The sequence below is a fragment of the endosymbiont of Riftia pachyptila (vent Ph05) genome, assembly GCF_000224455.1.
GTDB lineage: Bacteria > Pseudomonadota > Gammaproteobacteria > Chromatiales > Chromatiaceae > Endoriftia > Endoriftia persephonae.
Genome location: NZ_AFOC01000011.1, coordinates 24,696 through 45,659 on the forward strand (window position 1 = coordinate 24,696; position 20,964 = coordinate 45,659).

The 20,964-nt window shown below is 58.2% G+C and carries 19 protein-coding genes and 1 pseudogene; 5 read left to right on the top strand and 15 right to left on the bottom strand.

Annotation, left to right across the window (positions count from 1 at the left end):
* Window positions 1-40: 40 nt before the first annotated feature.
* From RIFP1SYM_RS02925 to RIFP1SYM_RS02940, 6 genes are all read right to left on the bottom strand, one after another.
* Complete coding sequence (locus RIFP1SYM_RS02925) at window positions 41-583, bottom strand: retropepsin-like aspartic protease family protein (RefSeq protein WP_005959151.1); 543 nt, start codon at window positions 581-583, stop codon at window positions 41-43.
* An 83-nt stretch (window positions 584-666) separates the two neighbouring features.
* Entirely contained in the window at window positions 667-1,038 is a 372-nt protein-coding gene (locus tag RIFP1SYM_RS02930; RefSeq protein WP_081417692.1) for an MlaC/ttg2D family ABC transporter substrate-binding protein, read from the bottom strand.
* Window positions 956-1,261 (bottom strand): hypothetical protein, encoded by a 306-nt coding sequence (locus RIFP1SYM_RS17305; protein ID WP_139042043.1) that lies wholly within the window; start codon window positions 1,259-1,261, stop codon window positions 956-958. Before RIFP1SYM_RS17305 ends, RIFP1SYM_RS02930 begins: the two co-directional genes overlap by 83 nt.
* A 123-nt stretch (window positions 1,262-1,384) precedes the next feature.
* Window positions 1,385-2,236 carry a nitric oxide reductase activation protein NorD gene (locus RIFP1SYM_RS17810; RefSeq protein ID WP_240991999.1) on the bottom strand — a complete coding sequence of 284 codons (852 nt, stop codon included), beginning with the start codon at window positions 2,234-2,236 and terminating at the stop codon, window positions 1,385-1,387.
* A 67-nt stretch (window positions 2,237-2,303) separates the two neighbouring features.
* Window positions 2,304-3,560, bottom strand: a complete 1,257-nt coding sequence (locus RIFP1SYM_RS17815) for a hypothetical protein (RefSeq protein WP_005959154.1) — start codon at window positions 3,558-3,560, stop codon at window positions 2,304-2,306.
* A gap of 18 nt (window positions 3,561-3,578) precedes the next feature.
* Window positions 3,579-4,391, bottom strand: coding sequence for a CbbQ/NirQ/NorQ/GpvN family protein (locus RIFP1SYM_RS02940; protein WP_005959155.1), 813 nt, complete (start codon window positions 4,389-4,391; stop codon window positions 3,579-3,581).
* Window positions 4,392-4,762: 371 nt separating this feature from the next.
* On the opposite strand from RIFP1SYM_RS02940, the gene RIFP1SYM_RS02945 reads away from it, so the two are divergent.
* Genes RIFP1SYM_RS02945 through RIFP1SYM_RS02960 form a run of 4 tightly spaced genes read left to right on the top strand, consistent with a single transcriptional unit; the run spans window position 4,763 to window position 9,830 of the window.
* Window positions 4,763-6,034: a CoB--CoM heterodisulfide reductase iron-sulfur subunit A family protein gene (locus tag RIFP1SYM_RS02945; protein ID WP_006474367.1), complete on the top strand. Its 1,272-nt coding sequence runs from the start codon at window positions 4,763-4,765 to the stop codon at window positions 6,032-6,034.
* Between the two features lie 3 nt (window positions 6,035-6,037).
* The gene (locus tag RIFP1SYM_RS02950; RefSeq protein WP_005959157.1) at window positions 6,038-8,290 is read left to right on the top strand and encodes an FAD-dependent oxidoreductase; all 2,253 of its coding nucleotides are present in this window, start codon (window positions 6,038-6,040) and stop codon (window positions 8,288-8,290) included.
* A 12-nt stretch (window positions 8,291-8,302) separates the two neighbouring features.
* A complete protein-coding gene (locus RIFP1SYM_RS02955; protein WP_005959158.1) occupies window positions 8,303-8,914 on the top strand; it encodes a 4Fe-4S dicluster domain-containing protein in 612 nt (203 codons plus the stop codon).
* 16 nt (window positions 8,915-8,930) lie between these two features.
* Window positions 8,931-9,830, top strand: a complete 900-nt coding sequence (locus tag RIFP1SYM_RS02960; protein WP_005959159.1) for a CoB--CoM heterodisulfide reductase iron-sulfur subunit B family protein — start codon at window positions 8,931-8,933, stop codon at window positions 9,828-9,830.
* A 334-nt stretch (window positions 9,831-10,164) separates the two neighbouring features.
* Here RIFP1SYM_RS02960 and RIFP1SYM_RS02965 read toward each other — a convergent pair whose 3' ends face one another.
* On the bottom strand, window positions 10,165-10,686 hold the full coding sequence (locus RIFP1SYM_RS02965; protein WP_005959160.1) for an FKBP-type peptidyl-prolyl cis-trans isomerase: 522 nt from the start codon (window positions 10,684-10,686) through the stop codon (window positions 10,165-10,167).
* 60 nt (window positions 10,687-10,746) lie between these two features.
* Here RIFP1SYM_RS02965 and RIFP1SYM_RS02970 point away from each other — a divergent pair, with 60 nt between their 5' ends.
* Window positions 10,747-10,959 carry an acetyltransferase gene (locus RIFP1SYM_RS02970; RefSeq protein ID WP_240991615.1) on the top strand — a complete coding sequence of 71 codons (213 nt, stop codon included), beginning with the start codon at window positions 10,747-10,749 and terminating at the stop codon, window positions 10,957-10,959.
* 51 nt (window positions 10,960-11,010) lie between these two features.
* Here the strand turns inward: RIFP1SYM_RS02970 and RIFP1SYM_RS02975 are convergent, their stop codons facing one another.
* The 8 genes and pseudogenes from RIFP1SYM_RS02975 to RIFP1SYM_RS03010 all read right to left on the bottom strand — a co-directional run bounded on the left by RIFP1SYM_RS02975 (window position 11,011) and on the right by RIFP1SYM_RS03010 (window position 20,956).
* A complete protein-coding gene (locus tag RIFP1SYM_RS02975) occupies window positions 11,011-11,235 on the bottom strand; it encodes a hypothetical protein (RefSeq protein WP_006474370.1) in 225 nt (74 codons plus the stop codon).
* 157 nt (window positions 11,236-11,392) lie between these two features.
* Complete coding sequence (locus RIFP1SYM_RS02980; RefSeq protein WP_240991616.1) at window positions 11,393-11,914, bottom strand: HPP family protein; 522 nt, start codon at window positions 11,912-11,914, stop codon at window positions 11,393-11,395.
* Between the two features lie 237 nt (window positions 11,915-12,151).
* Window positions 12,152-12,517 carry a TusE/DsrC/DsvC family sulfur relay protein gene (locus tag RIFP1SYM_RS02985; RefSeq protein ID WP_005959163.1) on the bottom strand — a complete coding sequence of 122 codons (366 nt, stop codon included), beginning with the start codon at window positions 12,515-12,517 and terminating at the stop codon, window positions 12,152-12,154.
* A 62-nt stretch (window positions 12,518-12,579) separates the two neighbouring features.
* Window positions 12,580-13,275 carry a respiratory nitrate reductase subunit gamma gene (gene narI, locus RIFP1SYM_RS02990; protein WP_005959164.1) on the bottom strand — a complete coding sequence of 232 codons (696 nt, stop codon included), beginning with the start codon at window positions 13,273-13,275 and terminating at the stop codon, window positions 12,580-12,582.
* Window positions 13,276-13,287: 12 nt separating this feature from the next.
* Window positions 13,288-13,803: a nitrate reductase molybdenum cofactor assembly chaperone gene (gene narJ, locus RIFP1SYM_RS02995; RefSeq protein WP_005959165.1), complete on the bottom strand. Its 516-nt coding sequence runs from the start codon at window positions 13,801-13,803 to the stop codon at window positions 13,288-13,290.
* A gap of 15 nt (window positions 13,804-13,818) precedes the next feature.
* Window positions 13,819-15,372, bottom strand: a complete 1,554-nt coding sequence (gene narH, locus RIFP1SYM_RS03000; protein WP_050798697.1) for a nitrate reductase subunit beta — start codon at window positions 15,370-15,372, stop codon at window positions 13,819-13,821.
* Between the two features lie 78 nt (window positions 15,373-15,450).
* Window positions 15,451-19,212 (bottom strand): annotated as a pseudogene (locus RIFP1SYM_RS03005) (nitrate reductase subunit alpha).
* A 139-nt stretch (window positions 19,213-19,351) separates the two neighbouring features.
* Window positions 19,352-20,956 (bottom strand): MFS transporter, encoded by a 1,605-nt coding sequence (locus RIFP1SYM_RS03010; RefSeq protein WP_005959167.1) that lies wholly within the window; start codon window positions 20,954-20,956, stop codon window positions 19,352-19,354.
* Window positions 20,957-20,964 lie beyond the last annotated feature (8 nt).

The following is a 20,964-nucleotide window of genomic DNA, read 5'->3' on the forward strand; positions in this document are numbered from 1 at the left end:
AGGCAAGTGTGCCGGCCTGCTGCACGGGCGCCCGCCGAGCTTAGCCGGGAGGGCGCAGGATCAGCTTATCGCCCTGCTGCTGTAACTCCAAATGTTTTAGAAAGCTCATCCCGAGCAGCACCTCATCGCCCGCCATACCAGGCAGGACCGACGCCTCAACACCGGACATACTGAGCGGCCCCAGCTCCACCCGGTTGAGGCGTGTCAGCCAGCTCCTTACGGTGCCATTGGCGGTGACACTCAATGACGAGGCGCCGCGCGGCAAGCCAATGCGCTCAGCCAGCCGCTCGGAGAGGGCCACATTGGTCGCCCCAGTGTCGAGCAGAAACAGCACTGGCACGCCGTTGATCCGACCCGGTGCCAGATAGTGACCGCGACTGTTGCGCTGCAGCACCACCTCAGCCCCGCCCTGCTCTCCCTCAACCACCAGCAATTCGTGGTTGGGGTTGTGCTGACGCTCGAGCAGACCGGAGAAGAGCAGCGCGAACAGCCCCAGCAACAACACCCAGGCGGCAAGGGTCATGCCTCGCCCTATACCTGTCGTCTGTGGCGTTTCTGGGGTGCCATTACTCGCTGGGGACATGGGCAGTGCGACTCACAATAGATATACAGCCTGGCTGTTTTGAGGCCGCGACCAGCCAAAAGTTCGCGAATGGTCGATCCGCCTCAATGCCCTCTGCCAGCCAGTTTGCGGGCAAAGTGTCGCCGATAGTAGGCCAGTGCGCTGTTGCCATTGGCGGCGACGTCAAACACCTTCCAGCCCGCCTCACCGCGATAGAGACGGAAAATCAGCTTGGCCGGGTAGCCGGCACTGCCCATGATGCCCACCGTCACTTTGGCCTCGTTGCGACCGACTCGCCGCGAATGGAACAGGCGCATACCCTGATCGTCATAGACCGAGAGGCGCTTCGCCAGGGTGCCCAGCAGCAGATGCTTTATCTTCCGCGCCATCACCTCACGCTGTGTCTCGTTCATCGTCCGATAGGCCGGCCCGGCCGCCCAGCGCGCCATGTAAGCGAAGTCGAAGGAAGGGGCAATGTTCTGTTCGAGAAAGGCCGCAAGCGCTTGCGGCGATCGCCCCTGCTGGCCTGTGCATAAAGCTGATCAGCTGCTCGATACCCTGCTTCAGCACCTGGTCAGGGCCTGGCGGCTGTAGTTGCTGATAGCGAGGTCCGGGAGCATAGCTGTAGCCGGGGGCCGCTTCTGCCTGAGATACGCCAAACCCGGCGAGTATGCACAGCGCAATGATCTTTGCTTTCATGATTCCTCCAGTGGGGACTGCTGCAACTGGCCGTCTGCGCGACCAAGATCGTCAGGTTGCCAAGCACCCCAAGCGAAAGCAAGCAGCTTCAGCATCACAGAAACTGCCGATAAACCAATATCATCAGCAGCACCGCCAATTATGATTTTGAGAACCACAAGAGAGCTCAGCTGGTGAGTTTTTTATAGATCTCAGAGACCTTGCGCGGCAGCGCCTCAACATCACTATCAGCGCATAATTGGCCGCACCATACATATGCGGCAGGTAGTCCTGGCCCTCTTCATCAATGGTGATGCAGTAGGCGTGCACCCCATCCTGGCGCGCCTCGTAGAGCGCTTGGCGGGTATCCTCCACCCCATATTCGCCACGATAGTGATCGGGATAGTCCTCCGGCTTGCCATCCGACAGAGTCACCAGCAGCTTGGTGCGCGCCTCCACCGACTTCAGTTTGGCGGTGAGATGGCGGATCGCGGCCCCCATGCGAGTGTAATCGCCGGCTGTGATCCCGCTGATGCGCGCCTGCACTTCGGCATCGTAGGCCTCATCGAACGCTTTGATCTGGAACAGCTCACAGCGCTTGCGTCCCTGCCCAGTGAAACCGTAGATGGCGTAGCGGTCACCCACCATCTGTAGCGACTCCGCCAACAGCACCAGCGCCTCACGCTCCATCTGGTTGATCCAGCCCTCGGTGGAACCGGACATGTCGACCATGAACATCACCGCGATGCTGCGCTCCTCCCGCTGCATCCGGGTAAACAGCCGGTCGCTCATCTCCAGGCCGATGTGCAGATCGGCCCAGGCCTCGACAAAAGCATCGATATCCACCCCGTCACCATAGGCCTGGCGCTTCAACAGACGATCCTCATCGCGCATCGCCTCAAAGGTACGGCGTAGGCTCGCCAGCAGCCGCCGATACTTCTGCAACACCTGCGTGGCAAACCCATCGTACTGCGGCTGGATCTGCAGCTCGCGCACCACGCACCAATCCTTCTTGTAGTGCTTACGGCGGAAGTCCCACTCGGGATAGAGAAACGCCCCCTCTTCATGATAGGCACCGCTCCAGACTCATCCGGATTGAGGCCCTGCTCTTCAAAGGCGCTGAGGTCGTACTCGCCGGGGCCAGCGGGATCAGGTATTCATCCGGGATATCACCCAGATCCTGGATGATCGAAGTCATGGTCTGCTTCAGCTCATCAGTGAGCGGGATGCGGTTGCCATCCACCGCCAACTCCATCTCGAATCCCTCCGGAACCATCGGCTCCCGCTCCTCGTCGAACAGCCGATGGAAGGTGCGAGGCGACGGCGCCTCAGTACGCTCTTGGCGCCCCTCGTTGAGTTCATCGTCGATCTTCTTCAGGGCGACCCGGAAGCGCGCCTTCTCCCGCTCGATGCGCCGCTGCATCACCTCCGCCACCTGCCCCGGCGCCAGTTCACCATAGAAACAGCTCGATGGCGGCGGCGACAACGCCAACGCCTGGGGCAGCAGGATGAGACTGTCGGTAACCGTTGCACTCGCCGCCTGCAACGGCGCACTGAGCCTCTGCCAAGCATCACCCGTCACCGTATCGCCCAGCTCGATCTGCAGCCGCCGCATCTCACGATAGAGTCCAGGCAGCTCCCGCGCCACACAGGCGTCGAGGCGCACCGACTCCAGCGCATGAAAGCAGCGCAACGCATGCCGCGGCGCAACGTAACGCTCCAGCTCGGCCGCGATATCGACCCGGAAGGTACCGAAGCGGGTCTGCGCCCAGAGGTGCGCCACAGTCGCCTTATAGAGCTGAAAGTTGTCACGCGGGTTGGGCAGGTGCGCCATCACCGCCGGCAGGTAGATCGTCTCGCTGTCGGTGTAGGCAAAGTCGGCCTGCTCCAACTTCAGCTTGCGCCCGGAGAGACCATGCACGAACGGCAACAGCACCCCCACCTGCTCGTCGAACAGCGCGCCCGAGGCGCGCTCGCGCCCCTGTCGCACAAAGATATCGATGTCGCGGATCACCTTCAGCGCCGGCTGCAGCCCAACCCGGTCGTAGCTGTCCATCGCCTGCACCACCCAGGTCTCGATCATCGACTCATCCATCAGCCGCAGCGCATCGGCGGCCTTCAAGCAGAACTGGTAGGCGAGCTCGATGTTGGTGCTGCTGATGCGCCCCACCCAGTCGAGCACAAAGCGCTGCTCCGCCGGCACTAACCGTTTGATGGCATTGGCCGGCTCGGTAGTATTGCGAAAGGTGAACTCGACCTCGAAAAGCTCATCCAGGAGAGCCTGGATCTGCCCCAGTGAGAGTTCAGGTTGCGGCGCCATGATCCGAGCAAATGCTAATCAGAAGAGTGAGGCGCTCAGCTCGTTGACCGCCGTCAGCATGTCGGCATCATCGGTCAGGGTCTGGGCGATAGCGGCACGGCAGGCGTTGACTGGCTCGATCCCGGAGTGGATCAGCTTGGCCGTGTGCACCAACAGGCGGGTTGAGGCCCCTTCGTCGAGGCCGCTGCCCTTGAGATTGCGGGTCATCTGCGCGAACCGCACCAGCCGCCCGGCCACATCCGCATCAACCCCCGACTCTGCGCAGATGATCCGCTGCTCCAGCTCCGCATCGGGGTAATTGAACTCCAGTGCGATGAAGCGCTGGCGGGTACTCGGTTTGAGATCCTTCAGTACGCTCTGGTAGCCGGGATTGAAGGAGATCGCCAAGCAGAAGTCGCTGCCCGCCTCGAGCAGTTCGCCCACCTTCTCCATCGGCAAGACGCGCCGGTCGTCGGCCAGCGGGTGGATCACCACGGTGGTATCCTTGCGCGCCTCCACCACCTCGTCGAGGTAGCAGATGGCGCCGGCACGCACCGCCGCCGCCAGCGGACCGTCGACCCATACCGTCTCGCCACCCTTGACCAGAAAACGCCCCACCAGGTCGGAGGCGGTCAGATCATCGTGGCAGGAGACGGTGATCAGCGGGCGTTTCAGACGCCATGCCATGTGCTCCATGAAACGGGTCTTGCCACAGCCAGTCGGCCCCTTGAGCAGGATCGGCAACTGGTTGCGATAGGCCACCTCGAAGATCTCGATCTCGTCCCCCACCGGCTCGTAGTAGGGTTCGCTCTCAACAAAATACTCTTCCGGCTTCAGGGTGCGTGCGTCCAACTCTTTATCCTTATCTCTATGGCTGGCCCACGCTAACCTCAGCCCCGGTTGGAGGCAAGCCGATAAGCCATGAATGCGCCGTGGGAATCCAGCCAGGCAGGAACCGGCAGTGACAAAACCCTGCAGAGAACCTTGTTTTATTAGCAGCTACTAATAAAGCATAACCGCTTTCTATCAAACCATTGGAAAATTCGATAGGGAATAGGGGGCATTCATATAGAAGGGAGGCGCGAAGACGCGTATCGTAGCGGATCCAGAATCCGGGGGCGTGGAAACGCGCCGTCAATCATGAAATAACCTAGCGATCAAGTCAACTATTGGCTCGCTCACTGTTTCACATTGAAAAGCCATTCCGCGACGGAGGAAGATCCATGACGGAAGTAATCGCAACCAACGAGACCATTCTGGTGGTCGGCGGTGGCATCAGCGGCATGACCGCCGCCATTGAAGCTGCCGAGACCGGAAAACAGGTCGTACTGGTTGAAAAGCGCCCCTATGTCGGCGGCCGCGTCACCCAATTGTACAAATACTTTCCCAAGCTCTGTTTCCCGACCTGTGGTCTGGAGATCAACCAGCGTCGGGCCAAGATGAACCCCAACCTCAACATCATCACGATGGCCGAGGTAACCGACATCAAGGGCGAAGCTGGCGACTACACCGCCACCGTTAAGATTAGCCCCCGCTACATCAACGAAAAGTGCACCGGCTGCGGCGACTGTGGTCGCGCTGTCGAGGCCGAGTTCGACGACGAGTACAACTACGGCTTAGGCAAACGCAAGGGCGCCTACCTGCCCCACACCATGGCTCACCCACAACGCTACGTCATCGACCCCGCCATCATCGGCACCGATGACGCACAGAAGGCGGCGGACGCCTGCAAGGTCGGCGCGGTCGATCTGGAGATGCAGGAAGAGACCATCGAACTGAAGGCCGGCGCCGTGATCTGGGCCACCGGATGGCAGCCCTACGATGCCAACAAGATCCAGCCCTACGGCTACGATCGCTTTGCCAACGTCATCACCAACGTCGAGTTCGAGCGCCTGGCCGATCCGAACGGCCCCACCGGTGGCAAGATCGTCCGTCCCTCCGACGGTAAAGAGGTAAAGAACGTCGCCTTCATCCAGTGCGCCGGTTCCCGCGACAAGAACCACCTGCTGCACTGCTCGCGCATCTGCTGCATGGCCTCACTGAAGCAGGCCACCTACCCGGCAGACGATGTCGATATCTCCATCTACTACATCGACATCCGCGCCATCGACCGCTTCGAGGACTTCTACGAAACGGTCAAGGCGAAGGATAACGTCAAGTTCATCAAGTCCAAGGTGGCCTCTATCGTCAAGGGCGAGAATGACAGCCCGGTGCTGCACGGCGTGGATACCGAAGGCTACAACCGCTACGCCAACGAGCACGACCTGGTCGTACTCGCGGTCGGCATGGAGCCGAGCGTCGACAAGGCCAGCTTCCCGGTCGAGATCGTGATGAACGAAGAGGGTTTCATTGAGCCCGATCCGAACAACGGCGGCATCTTCGCAGCCGGTTGCTCGTCCGACGCACTGGACGTCAACCGTGCGGTACAACACGCCACCGGCGCCGCCCTGCGTGCGGTTCAGGTGGTTAATCGCGTAGCCGGAACGGAGGGTTAAACAGTGGCTGACGAAAAGAAATTTGCTGGTTATGTCTGCACCGGTTGCGGCCTGGGCGAACGCCTGGACGCCGCCACCCTGGAGCAGACGGCCACCCGCGACGGCAAGATGCAGTCCTGCAAGCAACACGAACTGCTGTGTGGCGCCGAAGGCGTGCAGATGATCAAAGACGACATCGCCAACGACGGTGTCACCCATGTCATGATCGCTGCCTGCTCCCGCCGCGCCAAGGTCGAGGCCTTCAACATCCCAGATGTCGCCATCACCCGCGCCAACCTGCGTGAAGGCGTCATCTGGATCCGTCCCGACACCGACGAGAATCGCGAAACCACCCAGGAGATGGCGGACGATTACGTCCGCATGGCCTGCGCCGAGCTGAAGTCGATGGGCATCCCATCCAGCTCCGGCGAGCAAGAGCTGAACAAGAACCTGCTAGTGGTCGGCGGTGGTATCACCGGCATGACTGCAGCCATCGAGGCGGCAGCCGCCGGTTATCCGGTACACATCGTCGAAAAGAGCGGCGCCCTGGGCGGCGCGGTAGGCAGTTACTACAAGATCATCCCGACTCGCGCACCCTACGACGCACCGGAAGAGAACCCGGTACCCGGCCTAGTCGCTGCCATCGAAGGCAACGACATGATCACCGTGCACCTCAACAGCAGCGTGGCCAAGACCGACGGCGCCCCCGGCCGCTTCGAGGTCGATATCACCACTGAGTCGGGCTCCAGCGAGACCGTCTCCTTCGGCGCCATCATCCAGGCCTCCGGCTGGAAGCCTTTTGATGCCAACAAGCTGCCCGAACTCGGCTACGGCAAGAGCAAGGATGTGATCACCGGCCTGGAACTGGAAGCACTCGCGGTTGCCGCCAACGGCGGCCCGATCAAGCGCCCCTCCGACGGCAAGGAAGTCAGCAGCGTCTGCTTCATCCAGAACGCAGGCCAGTGCTCCGATAAGGAGGGCCACCTGCCCTACTTCTCCGGTGTCACCGACCTGGTCTCGATCAAGCAGGCGATGTACTTCAAGGAGCTGAACGGCGACTGTGACACCACCATCCTCTACGACAACCTGCGCACCCCCGGCGCCGGCGGTGAGGATTTCTACCGTGCTGGCCAGCAGGCGATGGTGACCTTCTCCAAGGGCATCGCCTCCGAAGTGGCTACCGGCAGCACCCTGAGCGTCAAGTTCCATGACCAGATCCTCAACGAGGATACCGAGATGGCGTGTGACCTGGTGGTCCTGGCCACCGGCATGGAGCCCAACTCTGGCCCCGATCCCTATGCCCAGCTCGCCTTCGAGGAGGCCGAGGAAGGTTCCGCAGAGAAGGAGACACTGAAGCAGGCGCTGGAGGTGGCTCCGCCCTCGATCCTCAACCTGGAGTACCGTCAGGGCACCGACCTGCCACACCTACGGCACGGTTTTACCGACTCTCACTTCATCTGCTTCCCCTACGAGACCCGCCGCACCGGCATCTACGCGGTCGGCCCAGTGCGCCGCCCGATGGATATCCAGCAGGCCCAGGACGACGCCACCGGTGGCGCGCTGAAGGCAATCCAGGCGGCCGAGCATGCCGCGCTGGGACAGGCGGTTCACCCCCGCTCTGGCGACCTCTCCTTCCCCAGCTTCCGCAAGGAGGGCTGCACCCAGTGCAAGCGCTGTACCGTTGAGTGCCCGTTCGGCGCGATCAACGAGGACGAAGAGGGCTACCCGATGTACAACGAGGCACGCTGCCGTCGTTGTGGCACCTGCATGGGTGCCTGTCCGGTACGCGTCATCTCCTTCGAGAACTACTCGGTGGAGACCGTCAACCAGCAGATCAAGAACGTCGAGATCCCGGAAGAGTGGGACGAGAAGCCACGCATCCTGGTGCTGGCCTGCGAGAACGACGCCTACCCGGCACTCGACCAGGCCGCGCAGAACGGCGTCGAGATCAACCCCTGGGCGCGTGTCATCCCGGTCCGTTGCCTGGGTTCTGTGAGCCTCTCTTGGGTGACCGATGCGCTGAACAACGGTTATGACGGCATCGTGATGATGGGGTGCCGCCGTGATGACGACTACCAGTGTCACTTCGTGCGCGGCTCCGCGATGGCGGCGGAGCGCATGAGCAAGGTTGGCGACACCCTGGACACGCTGAATCTGGAACCGGAACGCGTCGTGCTCCACGAGGTCGCGATCACCGACACCCAGCGTGCGCCGCAGCTGATCAACGACATGGCAGAGACCGTCGAGAAGATCGGCCTCAGCCCGTTCAAGTTCTAAGGAGTCTTCCCAATGAGCAATCAGATCAACAACTATCGCAACAGCTTCCTCAAGGAGGTTGAGGCGAACGTGGAAGAGGGCGAATGGGTCAAGATGTGCATGCAGTGTGGCGTGTGCGCTGGCTCCTGCCCGCTCGGCAAGCACTGGGAGCATCCGCCGCAGGAGATCTTCATGATGATCCGTGCCGGCAAGCGCGAAGAGGTGCTGACCTCCGACTCGATGTGGATGTGCACCTCCTGCTACAACTGCATCGCACGCTGCCCCCGCGGCCTGCCGATCACCCACATCATGCACGGCCTGGCGACCTATGCTAAACGTCTCGGCTTGGTGCCCAAGAAGCAGCCGACTCAGGAATTCTCCCAGATCTTTTGGGACAACCTGATGAAGAAGGGCCGTGTCAACGAGCTCAAGCTGGGCCTCTCCATGTACTTCAAGGACGGCTTCAGCCAGGGCATCAAGAACGCCATGGCTAATCAGAAGCTGGGACAGAACATGATGAAGGCCAAACGCATGAACGCCATGGAAATCCTTGGTGGGCATGGTGTTAAGAACCCTGGAGATCTACAGAAGATCATCAAGAAGGCCCAGGAAATCGAGGATGGCAACATCCAGGACTTCAGCTGAGTGAGGACAAACCGCAATGGCTAAGATAGAACTTTCCTTCTACCCGGGCTGTTCCTCACAGACAGGAGCAACCTCATCCAACTACCTGGTCTCTGCGCAGACCATGTGTGAAGAGTTGGATATTACCCTCAACGAGATCCCCGACTGGAACTGCTGTGGCGCTTCCATCGGCTATGGCGGTGGTGGCGAGCTGCCCCGCCTGACTCTCTCGGCCCGCAACATCGCCCTCTCCGAGGAGCACAATGCCGGTCAGGAAATCGTCGCCACCTGCGCAGCCTGCTGGCTCTCCACCCGCGAGGCCAAAGAGCGTCTCTCTGAAGACGAGCAGATGTTCAAGGATGCCAACACTGCCTTGGCGGAAGGCGGTCTGCGTTACAAGGGCGAAGCCAAGGTCCGCCACATGGTGGAGGTACTGGTCGAGGATATCGGTTTCGATGCCATCAAGGAGAAGGTCAAGAAACCCCTTGAGGGTATCAAGATCGCCGGCTATGTCGGCTGTCAGACCAACCGCCCCTTTGGTATCGCGGGCGAGTCGTTCGAGAATCCGCAGTACCTGGACAAGATCGTTGAGGCTGTCGGCGCTGAGTCGATCCCAACTTTTGAGAAAAAGGTGCAGTGCTGTGGCGGCGCCCTGGCATTCTCCGAGCCGGAGAAGTCCCAGGAGATGATCCACGGCATCATCGAAGCGGCCTACGATAACGGCGCCGACATGATCGTCACCCCCTGCCCGCTATGTCAGGCCAACGTAGAGATCTATCAGGATCAGATCAACGAGACCTACGGCTCCAAGTTCAACATGCCGGTGGTCTACTACTCGACCCTGATGAGTGTCGCCTTTGGGCGCAGCGCCAAGGATGCCGCCCTCAACGGACAGGTGATTCCGGCCAAGAAGCTTGAGGAGCTTGCCGCCAAATAAGGCTGTTTTCGACTCGCCCCTGCTGGGGCAAAAGAAAAGCCCGCGCAAGCGGGCTTTTTTTTGCCCCCAATCCCACAGGTCGGGCTACAGCTGCCTGGCAGAGATAGCGCCTGCGATCTTTCTACATTCCCTCCCCGCTGGGTGTCAGATACAGGAGGCTCGCCCCCAGGGATGTGGGAGCTCGGGCAACACCCGGACCAAAGCCGGGAACAATGCATGGAACAATTGCTGAGCACAGCATAATCCGCCGCTGTTGCCGGCACAGTGCCGCCCTTGTTAGATCAGGGCTGGGGACCTTATTCGAGCGAGAATAGATGATCTGAGATACAGATTTCTATAGCTTGAATTCCACCACCACGCCGTCGACCCGCTCCTTCTCGTAGATTGCTTCCATATCCTGGACCCTGCCGCTCTTCAGCTCCTCATCAATCGCATCGCGCACCTCCACGATCACCAATTCCACACCCAGCGTGGCGCCAGCAAGCGGATTATTTGCATCCAGCGTCACCGTTTCATCGTCGAATTCGACAACCGTAATCGGCGTGACATTAGAGCCGTTTCTACCTCTCAATTTGAGGCCAACCTCCAGATCTCCCGAGACATTGACATGACTTCTCGGCACCTTCCTGATCAGACTTTTATCCCGATGTCCGTAAGCCTGCTCCGGCTCGAGGACGATCGATAACTTCTCCCCCACATCGCGGCCTTCGATTGCTGCTTCAATCGCAGCAAGTAGGCTCTCTTTGCCTTGAATGAAAGAGAGAGGTTCTCCATTGTCAGTGGTATCAACCACAGTGCCCTCTTCATCGGTCATGGTGTATTCGATGGTTACGACTTTGTCTTTTGTCACTTGCATGATCGGGTCCTGTCAGGATAAATACTACTGTTCTAGGTTTAACCGCAGGGATAACACCCCTTGAGTAAGAAGACGATGACAACGCAACACGAACCGAGTGACACGCACCACATGGCCACTGCGGTCAGGGATGCATGCATACGTGCCGCGCTTGAAGGTTACCAACATGCCGCCATCAGCGGACTGTGCCACGAAGGTGCCTGGGAGGCGGCTATCAGCGCAATAAAAATGCTCGACCTCGATGCGGTTTTGCATGAGAGCAAGCGTGACTGACTGCTGTCGCGTTGCTGCGGTTCGATTGGCGACGCAAGGCCGCTTCATTCATCACAACCAACCGCGGGTACGGGCCATCTCTGCAACTAGGAGCACGATCGCCGCATATAAAACGACGTTCTGCACAAACACCAGCGCCATCTTTTTGTTGATGCCGGCCTCCAGCTGTTGTGTGGTATCCTCGCGTTCGGCCATCGACTCGACCTCGCTCCACGCTTCTTTTCTTAGCCGGATCTGATCAACCGCCTGAGTCACACAGACAACCAACACAGCCATTCCTATTCCTTCGGGAGACCAGAGAAAATAGTAAGCCCCGAGCCAGCCCATAAGGGCGTGCATCATTAGATTCCAGAGCATAACAACACCATATTTTACTTTGCAGTCTCATCGACAAGAATAAACAAGGATCTCTCCAGCGAGCTTTCGCTCCCTGTCACTCTTCCAGCACATCCAGCGTTTCATCCCCCTCTCCTTTGAGCCGGGATTCAAACGGATTGTCATCGCGAAAGGTTGCAATCGCCATCGCGATGGAGAGCAGGATAATGGCGTTGATAAAAACGGGGATCACGATAAACGCGTATCCCAAGGCATGAACATTGGCTCCCCCCACCACCGCAGTAATCGCCGTGGCGCCGCCAGGTGGATGCATACATCGAAAAAGGTGCATCAGCAGCATCGCACTGGGAATGGAAATGGATGCCGCGAGCAGCTCACCGGGTACCAGCAAATAACAGGAGACGCCTGCAAATGCGGAGACCAAATGGCCACCCACCAGATTCCATGGTCGGGATACAGGGCTGAAGGGCAGGGAAAAGATAAGCACCGCCGAGGCGCCGGTAGACGCCAGAATGAGCGGCATCGCCTCCGCCTGCAGTATCATGTTGCTGAAGAACGAGGCAATCAGGGTACCGACAAAGGCGCCCATGACCGAAATCACGAACTCCTTTTCGGTCATATCCCGCTTTAGACCTATGATTTTTTTAAGCATGGTTCGTGTTATATATCAGCCTGGCCGATATCAACAACCTCCAGCGCACTCCACCCTGACCTTCTCCACGCCTCCGCTTTCGTTCAACAACATATTCGGGTATTGATCCCCGGGGTCAGCCGCTCTTTCTCGGCCATAGCAAGATCAGGAGGCGGAGAAGATGCCTTTACCGCCGGATACCCCTGTTCCTACATAGTGATTAGCTCAGTGCTCACCCTTGGTCTTGCGAATACCCGCCAGGCGGTTACCCTGCTTCTGCGGCCCGCCTTTGGGAAAGATATCGTGGAGATAACGGTTATTGCCGCGCTCCTTACCCCACGCCGTCCTGAAATGTTTGATCATATCGCGCACCTGAGCCTGAACTCGGTGCTCTTCATAATAGTCGCGGATATAGTTGATCACGTCCCAGTGGTCATCGATCAACTCTAGCCCCTCTTTTTCGGCCAACGCCTTTACAAAGCCCTCCGACCACTCATCCATATCCTGGATATAACCCTCCTGGTCCGTGGCCACCTTTTTGCCGTCGACATCCAGATATTCGATCCGTGTTGCGTAAGGGTTCGTACTCATGATTAACGCCTCGTGAAAGTGAGCGGGAGCAATCGCTCCCGCTCTACAACATCTACTTTCTGTTAGTTCATCCGCACCCGCTTGACGCGGACGATCTGGTAGGCGCGACCGAGATAGGTCACCGGCACACTCCAGACGTGAACCAAGCGGGTGAATGGGAAGACCAGGAATACCGTCATACCGAAGAACATGTGGGTCTTGAAGATCGGCGACACATCCTTGATCAAGCTCGGGTCCACACTCAGGGTGGCAATGCTCTTGACGTATTCGGTCAGAGCAATCATCTCCGAAACATCACCGTGGGCAGCGTGACCTGTGGAGACCAGCAGGGTGCTCAGCCCCAGGGTCACGGTGGCCAGCAGCCAGCCGATGACAAAGGTATCGCGATTACGACTCACCGCCTTAACCCGGGGGTTGGTGACACGCCGATACAACAGCATCGCGGCGCCGATCAGGCACATAATGCCGAAAATGCCACCGGCATAGATAGCGATATACTGATGACCGACATCGGAGATGCCCATCGCCAGGAACCAGCTGTGCGGCAGCAACATGCCTCCCGCGTGACCAAAAAAGATGCCCAGTATGCCGACGTGGAACAGGTTACTCGCCAGCCGCATATTCTTGTTGCTGAGCAATTGGCTGGAGTCCGCCTTCCACGTGTACTGTTCACGATCAAAACGGATCCAGCTGCCAAGCAGAAAGATGGCGCCAGCCAGATAGGGGTAAGCCCCAAAAACCAAGTCATGTAAGTTCATTTGTCTATCTCCTCAGGCTGCTTTGGCTAGATGACCACGGCCTTCCACAATCCGCAGCAGTCGTGAATAGGGGCTCTCCGCCTTCTCCAAGTTCTCCGCCAGTACGGTAATCACCTTCGCGGCATCCCCCAGAAAGACCCTTGCCTGCATCTCATCCAGCGTCGACACATACTCCAGAATCAGCGGCAGATAGTCCGGGATCTCACCCTCCTCTACCTCCAGCCCTGCACTCTTGAAGTGTTCCGAAAGGTCGATCAGTGCCGGACCGCGTCCCCGATCGTCACCAAACAGATGGTGGGTCAGGTGCAGATCGTGTTCCGGGGTCATATCGAAGGTCTGTACGTAATCAGCCTGCATACCGATCAGGTCGTGCAGTTGCATCCATGAGATCAGCTGCATCAGGTCTTCGCGCTCCTGTGCACTCACTTCGGGATCCTCTTTCAGTATCGTTATGATGGCTGGCAGATTCTCCATCAACTCCTCGGTCGGGTAATCCAGCAGACGAGCCATAATGTTATATATACGCATGGTGAACTCTCCCGGTTAGCCCTTCTTGCGGGGCTGAATGCCCTGCGGGGTATGGGTGCGTTTACGCGGACTCGGGAACAGGGTAAAGCCCTGACCGGCCTCGCTACCGTGTGAACTGGTATTGCCAGGCCCAAATCCGTTCTGACCCTGGAAGGCATAGGGATCTTCCTGCACCATCTCCTCATGGGCGGTCGGGATAACGAAGCGATCCTCGTAGTTGGCGATACCGAGCATCTGGTACATCTCCTCGGCCTGCAGTTCAGTCAACCCGACAGATTCCAGTGCCGCAACATTCGGCTTGCCTTCAATCGACTTGGAGCGCTGATTGCTGCGCATCGCCAGCATTCTGTTGAGGGCACTGAGGATCGGTGCCTCATCACCAGCGGTCAGCAGGTTGGCCAGATAGCGTACGGGGAAACGCAGCGCCTCGGACTTCGGAATCACCCCATCCGCTTCGGTAGGCAGCTTGCCCTGATCGATCTGACTCTGCACCGGCGACAACGGCGGCACGTACCACATCATCGGCAGGGTGCGGAACTCAGGATGGATCGGAAAGGCAATCTTCCACTCCATGGCCATCTTGTAGACTGGGGAGTCTTTAGCCGCATCCAACCACTGTTGCGGAATGCCATCTTCCAGCGCCTGCCTAATGACGGCCGGATCGTTGGGGTCGAGGAACATGTCGAGCTGCGACTGATACAGGTTCTTCTCATTGTCAGTGCCCGCCGCATCGCTGATCTTGTCAGCATCGTAGAGCACCACGCCCATATAACGGATGCGGCCAACACAGGACTCGGCGCAGGCGGTAGGCATGCCAGACTCGATGCGCGGATAGCAGAGGATGCACTTCTCCGACTTGCCAGACTCCCAGTTGAAATAGATCTTCTTATAGGGACAGGCACTGACGCACATGCGCCAGCCTCGGCAGCGATCCTGATCGATTAGTACCGCGCCGTCCTCGTCACGCTTGTAGATGGCGCCAGAGGGACAACTGGCGACACACGCCGGATTCAGGCAATGGTTGCACAGGCGCGGCAGGTACATGTGGAAAGTTTTTTCAAACTCCTTGTACATCTGCTTCTGGATGCCCTCGAAGTTCTTGTCCTTTGAACGATCTTCGAAGGCGCCGGCCAGATCATCTTCCCAGTTAGGCCCCCAATGGATCTTCTCCATCCGCTCACCGGTGATCTGGGAGAGCGGGCGTGCAGTGGGCGCCGCCTCAGACAGAGGCTTGTTCTGCAATTTCGCGTAATCGTAATCGAACGGCTCGTAGTAGTCGTCGATCTCAGGCATGTCAGGGTTCGCAAAGATGTTCAGCAGCTTGCTGATACGACCACCGGCCTTGAGCTCCAGCTTGCCATTTTTCTTAACCCAGCCGCCTTTCCATTTCTCCTGATCTTCCCAGTTCTTAGGGAAACCAATGCCGGGTTTACTCTCTACATTATTGAACCAGGCGTACTCCACACCCTTTCGGTTGGTCCAGATATTTTTGCAGGTCACCGAACAAGTGTGGCAGCCGATGCACTTGTCCAGGTTCAGGACCATGGCAATTTGCGCACGTATCTTCATCTTATCTTCCTCAAAATTCTTTCCACCGGGATGCAGGGTGGGGATCGATTCCACCCTGCATCAATACGATCAACTGACTCAGTTATTAATCCCCGGGGGATTGAGTTGAGCTTCGCGCTCCGGCGTCAGATCGCCTTCCAACCAATTCACGTCGGCGTCTTCGATCTTGTGAACGATGACGTTCTCATCACGCTGACTTCCCACCGTACCGTAGTAGTTGAAGGAGTAAGAGAGCTGGGCGTAACCACCGATCATGTTGGTGGGTTTCATCACCACTTTGGTCACGCTGTTGAGGATGCCGCCACGCTTACCGGTGGTATTGGAACCCGGCACGTTAACGTTCTTCTCCTGAGCGTGATACATGATGGCCATGCCCTCGGGCACTCGCTGACTAACCACCACCCGGGCCACCGTCGCACCGTTGGCATTGACCGCCTCGACCCAATCGTTGTCCTTGATGCCGATACTCTTGGCTTCGTTCTCATTCAGCCAGAAGTAGGGACCACCACGGAACAGGGTCAGCATGCGCAGGTTGTCCTGGTAGGAGGAGTGAATACCCCACTTGGAGTGCGGGGTGATCCAGTTCAGGGTCAGGGTCTTCTTACCCTTCAGCTTGCTGGCCAGCTCCTTTGGCAGGTTTTTGTGCGCACCCAGATCCTGAGGCGGACGGTAGCAGCACAGACCCTCACCGAAATCACGCATCCACTCGTGATCCAGATAGAAGGAGGCACGACCGGTCAGAGTACGGAAAGGGATATGCTCATGGATGTTGGTGTAGCAGGCGTTGTAGCTCACCTCTTCCGATTCGATACCCGACCAGGTCGGCGCGGTAATGATTTTGCGCGGCTGAGCGACGATATCGTGGTAACGGATCTTCTCCTCATGCCGCCCCGCGTAGAGGTGGCTATGATCAATACCCGTCTTCTTGGAGAGTGCCGACCAGGATTTGTGTGCAACCTCGCCATTGGTCTCCGGCGCCATATGCAAGACGGTATCGCACACCGCGACATCATCTACCAGCGACGGCCGGCCCTTGGAAACACCTTCATCATGGATGACACCGTTGAGTGAGCATAGCTGCTCGATCTCCAGGTCGGTATTCCAATCAATACCTTTGATATTGTTGCCCAACTTATTCATCAGAGGTCCGACCGAGGTGAACTTCTTATAGGTGTTGGGGTAGTCACGCTCCACCACCTTGAACAGCGGTGCGGTCTTGCCAGGAATCAGGTCGCATTCACCTTTTTTCCAATCCTTCACTTCACCAAAGGGCTGTGCCAGCGCCATCGGGGAATCGTGCTGCATGGGCAGGGAGACCACGTCCTTGACGGTACCCAGATGCTCTTCAGCCAACTCGGAGAACTTCTTGGCGATGGCCTGGAAAATCTGCCAGTCGGACTTGGATTCGAAGGCAGGATCGACCGCCTTGCCCAGCGGATGCACAAAGGGGTGCATGTCAGTGGTGTTGAGGTCGGCCTTTTCGTACCAGGTTGCGGTCGGCAGGATGATGTCCGAATAGGCACCAGTGGAGTTAAGACGGAAGTTGATATCAACCATCAGGTCCAGCTTGCCCACCGGAGACTTCTCACGCCACTTGATCTCTTTGGAGTTCTGACCCTCGACACCCTCTTGCATGACGCCGTTCTGAGCACCAACCAAATGTTTGAGGAAGTACTCATGCCCCTTAGCGGAACAACCCAGCAGATTGGCACGCCAGACAAAGAGGTTGCGGGGAAAGTTCTCTTCCGCATCGATGTCCTCACAGGCAAAGGCAGTCTCACCGCTCTTCAGCTGCTCAGTCAGATAGCTGGCCACACCCGCCTCATCGGTCGCACCCGCGGCCTCGGCCGCCTTGACGATATCGAGCGGGTTCTTGTTGAAGTGAGGCGCGGAAGGCAGCCACCCCAGACGCTGGGAGACCACATTGTAGTCGGCCAGCTGATAGCCACGATACTTGGCCTGGGCGGTAGAACCCAGAATATCGTCGGCCTGCACCTTCTCATAGCGCCACTGATCGGTATGAAAATACCAGTAGGTGGTGCTGTTCATGTGGCGCGGTGGGCGATTCCAGTCAAGCGCAAAGGCGATGGGCGCCCAGCCCGCCTGGGGACGCAGCTTCTCCTGACCCACATAGTGAGCCCAGCCACCGCCAGATTGACCGACACAACCACAGATATGCAGCAGGTTCATGATGCTGCGGTAACCCATGTCGTTGTGATACCAGTGGTTGATGGCGGCACCCATGATGACCATGGATTTACCCTGGGTCTCAGAGGCGTTTTGTGCAAACTCACGACCCGTACGTTCCAGGTCGGCACGCTTTACACCAGTAATCTTCTCGGCCCATGCCGGGGTGTAAGGCACACTGTCATCATCGTAGCCGGTCGCCAGATTGTCGCCCAGGCCGCGGTCGATGCCATACTGGGCTACCTGCAGATCAAATACAGAGCAGACCAGAGCCTCTTCACCAGAGGCCAACTTCAGCTTGCGCACCGGGATGTTGCGCAGCAGCATCTCATCCTCGCCCGGCGTGAAGTGAGGAAAGGCAACCTCAACAATCGTGTCCTTGCTGTTGATGCAGGAGAGCTCGGCCTCGGTCTCGGCCTGATCAGCCCGCATTTCTCCAGAAGATTCCACTTACCCTCTTCTCCCCAGCGAAAACCGACGGATCCGTTGGGCACCACAAAAGCGTTACTCTTGGTGTCGAAGACCACCGTCTTCCACTCAGGATTATTGGTCTCGCCCAAGTTCTTGTCGAAGTCAGAAGCACGCAAGAACCGGCCAGAGACATAATGGTCACCATCCTTGCGCAGCATCAACTGCATCGGCAGATCGGTGTATTTCCGCACGTATTCGGTGAAATAGGGATCCTGCTTGTTGATATGGAACTCTTTGAGTGCCACATGCCCCATCGCCATGAAGGCGGCGGAGTCGGTGCCCTGCTTGACCGGCATCCACAGGTCAGCAAACTTCACATACTCCGCGTAGTCCGGCGCCATGGAGACCACCTTGGTGCCGTTGTAACGCGACTCGATGGCAAAGTGAGCATCGGGTGTACGGGTCATCGGCAGGTTGGCAGCCACAGACGATCAGATATTTGGAGTTGTACCAGTCGGCCGCTTCCGGCACATCGGTCTGCTCACCCCACACCTGAGGAGAGGCTGCCGGCAGGTCACAGTACCAGTCGTAGAATGAGCCACAAGCACCACCGATCAGCGAGAGGTAACGCGAGCCGGCGGCGTATGAAATCATCGACATCGCGGGGATCGGCGAGAAGCCGTAGATCCGGTCTGGTCCCCACTTCTTGATGGTGTAGATGTTGGCGGCGGCGATGATCTCGGTCATCTCCTCCCAATCGGCACGGACAAAACCGCCCAGACCGCGTACTGCGGTGTAACTCTTGCGCTTGGCGGGATCGCTCTGAATCGCTTCCCAGGCAGCGACAGGGTTCTTGCCTGCCGCTCTCTCTTTACGATACAGCTCCACCAGACGGCCGCGCACCAAGGGGTACTTGATGCGGTGCGGGCTATAGAGGTACCAGGAGAAGGAGGCACCACGCTGACAGCCCCGAGGCTCGTGGTTAGGCATATCATCGCGGGTACGCGGGTAGTCGGTCTGCTGCATCTCATAGGCAACCAGGCCGTTCTTCACGAAGATCTTCCAGGAACAACCACCGGTGCAGTTGACGCCGTGGGTGGAGCGCACCACCTTGTCATGGCGCCAGCGGTTGCGGTAGGTGTCTTCCCACTGGCGGTCTTCACTGGTCACGATGCCGTGACCGCCAGAGTAGGTGCTCTCTACCTTCTTAAAATATTTCAGTCTATCGAGAAAGTGGCTCATAACGCTCTCCTTAGGGGCGCCGATTCTGTTTCATCGGCATGCCCCGCAATTTGGTTGGGGTGAGTCCGCCAAGGCTGGGGAGTTAGGACGCTGCCCTGTGGGGTATTGCAGACCCACCCCGATTTTTTACTGGTAACGATCAGGGATTCTTGATCTCAGCCTTCGGCCCCAGGTAGTACCACCAGTTCAAGATCAGGCAGATCGTATAGAAGACGGCAAACCCATAGAGTGCGACTTCTGGCGTAGCCAGTTTGATCTGCTCACCGAACACCTTCGGGATGATGAAAGCGCCATAAGCAGCTACCGCCGAGGTCCAACCCAGTGCCGGGCCTGCCTGCTCCTTGGGGAACACCATCGCGATGGTGCGGAAGGTGGAACCGTTACCGATGCCGGTGGCGGCAAACAACACCAGAAAGAGCATCAGAAAGGGTACGAAAAACTCTTCCGGCGTGGCTGACTGGTAAGCCTGCTGCAGATAGTAGGCCACACCCAGGGCAGAGCCGATCATCACGATGGAGACATACTGGGTCACCTTGGCGCCACCCATCTTGTCGGCGATCCAGCCACCAATCGGGCGAATCAATGCACCGATAAAAGGTCCCATCCAGGCGTACATCAGTGCCGACGGGCCATTGGGGTTGGCGAGATCATGCGTCATCAAACCATCAACCATCACATGCTGATAGCCAAACACCACCTTGATGGCCAGGGCAAAACCAGCGGAGTAACCGATAAAGCTGCCGAAGGTCATGGTGTAGATGATGCTCATCACCCAAGTGTGCTTGTTGCCAAAAATCTTGAACTGACGCTTAAGATTGGGCTTGATGTCACCGGGGATCATCTTCATCAGCATGACAGTGCCGAACAGGATACCTGCGATGACCGGCCACTTGGCCCAACCGGGCGCACCCAGTCCAGTGGGGGCGGGCAGGATGATGTAGAGACCGATGGCTGCGGTGATGAAGCCGATGATCAACATACCAGCGATCTTGGACATGGCTCCGAGCGGGGAACCAATATGGGGAGAGACCTCATCCGTACGAATGTTGTTCATGCCAAACCAACCGGCGAAGGCCAGAGGTATCAGCAGCAGCAGCCAGACAAAACCGGCATTAAAGATGTAGGTCTCTGAACCGGCGGGGATCTTACCGATCAGGGTGCCCGAGGTGTTCTGCAGGATCATCGGCTCGCCACCGAAGATGCCGAAGGTCATCACCAGAGGGATCAGGATCTGCATGGTGGTCACACCAGCATTACCCAGACCCGCATTCAGACCCAGCGCCAGGCCCTGCATCCGCTTCGGAAAGAAGAAGCTGATGTTGGACATGGATGAGGCGAAGTTACCGCCACCGAAGCCGGAAAGGAATGCCAGCATCTGGAACACCCATAGCGGCGTGTCCTTGTCCTGCAGCGCAAAGCCAGCACCGACCGCTGGAATCATCAACAGCGCCGTCGTAAAGAAGATGGTATTCCTGCCACCCGCGATGCGGATGAAGAAGCTCGACGGGATACGCAGGGTGGCGCCCGTCAGACCAGCAATCGCCGCCAGGGTAAACAGCTCCGCCTTTTCAAAAGGGAAGCCCAGGTTCAGCATCTGTACCGTGATGATGCCCCAGTAGAGCCATACCGCGAATCCGCTGAGCAGGCTGGGTATGGAAATCCACAGATTTCTATTAGCGATCTTTTTTCCCTTCGACTCCCAGAACTGGGGGTCCTCCGGGTTCCACTCTTTTATGTCAGACATAATCGTTC